Source organism: Endozoicomonas arenosclerae (genome assembly GCF_001562015.1).
In the GTDB taxonomy this organism is placed as follows: Bacteria; Pseudomonadota; Gammaproteobacteria; order Pseudomonadales; family Endozoicomonadaceae; genus Endozoicomonas_A; species Endozoicomonas_A arenosclerae.
On the sequence record NZ_LASA01000203.1, the window covers coordinates 1 to 4,481 of the forward strand.

At 47.3% G+C, this 4,481-nt stretch carries 4 protein-coding genes; 2 read left to right on the plus strand and 2 right to left on the minus strand.

Features of this window, described 5'->3' with window-relative positions; translation table 11 throughout:
- Together WG89_RS27165 and WG89_RS27170 are read left to right on the plus strand one after the other, a co-directional pair.
- A partial coding sequence (locus WG89_RS27165; protein WP_153301863.1) for a transposase occupies positions 1-415 on the plus strand: 415 nt, incomplete at its 5' end.
- Positions 416-618: 203 nt separating this feature from the next.
- On the plus strand, positions 619-3,792 hold the full coding sequence (locus WG89_RS27170; protein ID WP_172806940.1) for a hypothetical protein: 3,174 nt from the start codon (positions 619-621) through the stop codon (positions 3,790-3,792).
- Between the two features lie 131 nt (positions 3,793-3,923).
- On the opposite strand, the gene WG89_RS27175 is transcribed toward WG89_RS27170, so the two are convergent.
- Both WG89_RS27175 and WG89_RS27180 read right to left on the minus strand, forming a co-directional pair.
- Positions 3,924-4,217: a hypothetical protein gene (locus WG89_RS27175; RefSeq protein ID WP_062270789.1), complete on the minus strand. Its 294-nt coding sequence runs from the start codon at positions 4,215-4,217 to the stop codon at positions 3,924-3,926.
- A gap of 64 nt (positions 4,218-4,281) precedes the next feature.
- A partial coding sequence (locus tag WG89_RS27180; RefSeq protein WP_216638417.1) for a hypothetical protein occupies positions 4,282-4,481 on the minus strand: 200 nt, incomplete at its 5' end.

The following is a 4,481-nucleotide window of genomic DNA, read 5'->3' on the forward strand; positions in this document are numbered from 1 at the left end:
AACAGGTTTTACACACAGCTTGACGACCACCCCAGCTAACGAACATGACCTGAATCAGGCAGGGCAGCTGCTGCACGGGGATGAGCAATTTATCTTTGCAGATGCCGGCTATCGCGGGGCCGAGAATCGGAAAGAGTTGGAGTCCTGTGAAGCTGAGTGGTTCATAGCTGAAAAGCCCAGCATCTTGAAAGAGCTGAAGAAGCATCCCCGAAAAAATAAGGTGCCCATCAAACTGGAATTTACCAAGGCCAGTCTGAGAGCAGCAGTCGAACACCCCTTCAGAATCATTAAGTGTCAATTTGGATTTATAAAAGCCAGGTATCGAGGTTTGAAGAAGAATGACAATAAACTGTCTACTTTATTTGCCCTGGCGAATATTGTTCGACTGGATCAAATGATCCGGGCACAGGGTTAGTCCGCCCTGAAGTCACGAAAGTGGCTAAATATCATACAAATAAGGGATTGAGACCTCTGATTTCAGTCCTACTTCGAACTCGATTCAAGAAGGGAAGTAAATTAGAGGTTATTCGCAGGTTCCCTAAAGCCCAGTTAAATCTAACTACGCTGAACGACTATAAACTTGGTAATATAATTATGTTTAAAAGCACTAAATCCTATATGTTTAGGGATCCAATAATAAAGAAAAAATGGATTCCCTTTTTACTTACTCCAACTCTACTCATCGCTTCAACAAACACTCTCTCAAACCCAATTCCTGAAGACCCCACTTCAACTTCGATTGATCTATACACCGAGAACTTCTGGCAAATTCTTAACAAAACCGAAAGCACATTTTCTGTTCGCGAAAATATCAACCTGACCCGCACTGAAAAGCCGGAACAAACAGATGCATTCAGAGGAAGCATTTTTGGCAATCTATTTAAAATTTTCGGATTCGAAAGCAGTATAGAGGGTGCACCCAATGCACTATTCACTTCAACAGTTGACGCAACCTTTCAAGACATCCGATTTGAAAGCACCTCTATCAGTGGTAACAAAGCCGCTTTAATCGCCACAACGGGACAAGGAGTCACCCTCAATAATGTCAAAAGCTACGACACCACCCTGACCAGCACAGATACAAGCAGCGAAGGGTCAACCATGGCCTGGTTCAGTGAATGCAATAACTGTGAAGTCACAGACTCTTTCTGGCAGGGACGCTCTATGAGCAGAAACGCCAACAACGGTAATAACGGTGCAGATGGCACAGATAGATCCGGAACAGCATCAGGAGAAAGCGGTACAACGGGTGCTACCGGCGGTAATGCCCAGCCCGGCGCCAATGGTGAGAGCGCACCCTCAACACTAGGGCTTATTGGCACAGGTACCGGTAATACCATACGACGCAGCATTGTCTTAAATGATGCCACAGCAGGTACTGGAGGCGATGGAGGTGAAGGTGGTACAGGAGGAGATGGCCAAAAAGGAGGTATGGGAAGTCGGGGAGCAGCTGGCACAAACGGTGGTAATGGCGCCAAAGGGGGCAAAGGCGGTAAAGGTGGCACAGCAGGCGATGGAGGTGATGGAGGTGATGGAGGAAACGGAGGCAATGGCGGCGCAGTTTCAGGTGTCACAGAAAGATTTGAAAACTCAAGGATGGAAGACGTCCTGCTGCTGGGAAATCAAAGATCCGGAGCCAACGGCATAGGAGGGACAGGTAATCCCGATGGCACCCCTGGTACAGGTGGAGCCGGAGGTACAGGAGGTGCAGGTAACAATGGTGGCAATCAAGGCAGCACTGGCGATACCGGAGATACTGGTGATACCGGCACTGATGGTGTCAACGGCAGCGACGGACAGGCAGGCAGCTTTTTCAGTATCGCAAGAATGATTGAGAACAGTCAGTTCCGACGAGTCATCATCGATCACGAAGTACATAGAACAATCAGAAACCAATCTCCTCCCGCCAGTACAGAGCCAGGCGGAGGTTATATAAACCTTCTCGCTGAAGATCTGGGTGAATTGAAATCCACTTTTGATGAAGTTTTGATCAACAGTCGTGTCACCAGCACTCCTTCCAATGACCCTGACATCACAAGCCGAGCTAGAGTCACACAGGAAAACACCGGTAACAGCGATCTGAGCAACGTCCTGTGGAATACTGACAGAACAGGTGTACCCAATGGTATCTCCGACGAAGAAAGCAAAAGTACGGAAACCTACACCAACCGCGGGTGGGACGCGGAAGACTGGTCATTTAGAGAGAGCAAAACCCCCTTTCCAAAAAGCTTAATCAACAACATGCAGGAAGCTGAAATCGATCTGTACGACAATAACCACTTAACAGCCGATTTGCATTACTGTGAGAACGCAAACTGCCCAAGAATATGTCGCTTTCCTGAAGGAAGATTGAAAGGTAAAGTCACTGATCTGATTTACAATCAGGATCATTTCGAAGCCTTGGTTCAACTCCCCCAGAAAAGAGACACAAACTATCTCGCCTACTACGAGAACAGGGAAACCCTGCTTTCCTATTTTGACGACTGCCCTGTCGATCACTTCAGTGACTTAAGTAGAAGAGGCGTCAGTCTCAACTCAGCATTCATTGCCAGCAACAGCTTATATCACCTCAGCTTTCATACTCCGGGCGAGAATACTTATCAGTTTGTTCGCTATATTGAGCGCGACAGCCAGTCAGACCTTCAAAGTATCGAAGTTTCACTGCCAGAACCCAGTGTAGATAACGTGGCCATTCTCAGATCCAGAACTTCTGACAGCAGCTCAGATGACCCTGAATCCGCTGAGATAACCGACTACATCATCAGCACGAACAGCGCCTGGAGCATAGATGACAATGGCAACCTGTCTGACCGATTTCCTCTGCTGCCTGACGACATCAGCGAAGCTCGCTATCAGCGTGTATTAGGCAACACAGCTGGAGAGGTCTATATCATTGGTAACGCTAATGGGTCAGGCGCCAGCCTGGTAAATGAAGAGAACGGTACCAGCAGCCCTGTCGAGAATGGAGACGAGGGAGAAGCATTAACCCTTCCCGGCATCCTCTTGGTGAAGTACCAGGTAAGTAATAATGCCGCAATAGTGGACAGCAATTTCAATAACGGCAGCCCCAGAGTACTGCACGAATTTGGACTGGATGCCGAACTTCTGGCTGTTTCCCTAAAAGGACAGAATCTCTTTATGATGATTCAGAATTCATTTGGTCTTCACATTGTAACGATCAACACATCCACCGGACTTCGCAGCACCCAGTATCCCGATATGAATCCTGTGAAGAGTCCAACTTCACTGGCCAGTATCGAGTTTTTCGACGACATGATTCAGATGCTGGTTCATCTTTCTGATGCCCCAGACAAAGTTCAGATGCTTCAGTACCAAACCGGTCAGGAAGAAATGACAGCCAGAGACCTCCCTGTGCCAGAGAATATTACATTGAACAACATCAAATTTATCAACATCGGATCAGCGGAAAACCCCAATCAAATTCCTGCCATTATGGGCCGAAACAGAGAAACCAACTCACCTTTCTGGATGGATTTTCAAGACGCCACTGACTATAACGTTTATTACATTACAGCAGGAGTGGTAGGAGGAGTCTTAGCCATCGGAACGGTAGTAGGAATTGTCGTTTGCGTTGCTTGCGGCGTTCATCGAGGTAAAAGCTCATCTGCTGAAGATACCGCCACAACAGGGGTAGCTGCTGCTGCCGCAACACTTGCCGCAACGACCTGGAACAAAGTTCCATCCAGAAAAGCAGTCTCAAATACATTTTCTGGCTGGGGAACAAGTGCTAAAAACTGGTGGAGCGGAAGCAGCAGTACTAAGAAAAAATAACCCTTAATGATTTACAGAACAGCTATCCCTTTCAAACCCGGTCAGTCAGGCCGGGTTTGCTTTTTCTGACTTATCAAAAGACGGCAGGCACGAAACAGCGCTCTTATCGCGGCCAAACTAAATTTCAAAGCTTACATAACATCAGGTCTGGCCCCCTGATTACAGCCTTCAGCTAACCGTCCACGCTTTCTCTGGGCCCTTCGAAGTCGCTTCGGATCCAAAAGCTTTTTATAGCGTTTGCTAAATTTACCCCCCCAAGCCTCAAGAAGCAGTTCAGCAAAACGCCGCAGGTCATAGTTTATTTTTTTAAGCACCTTGTTCAGCACCAGCATGGGAATATATTCAGGACCCGCAAAAGCCAGGCCGAGCTGCTGCAGGATTGATTGAAATTCAACATTATTGAGTTGCGAAGCAATCGATTCCAAGACTTCTTGCTGAATTCCAAGTATTTTCCAATCCTGAAATGAGCCTGAAGGCAGGTACTACTACCTAACCCTCGGCTTGTCGCTCATGAACTAATTGAAACAGGATTTCTCTGGCTTGTTGCAGCTTTCTGGCCGCTTCATTATCGGTCATGGCTTCCGCTTTGTCCTTTAGTTGGTCCAGTGTAATCCCTTCTTTCAGGTACTGTTCTGGTTCCTTCAGTGACAGGAACTTTTCGTAAGGGGTCATCATGTTTTCATAGCGGT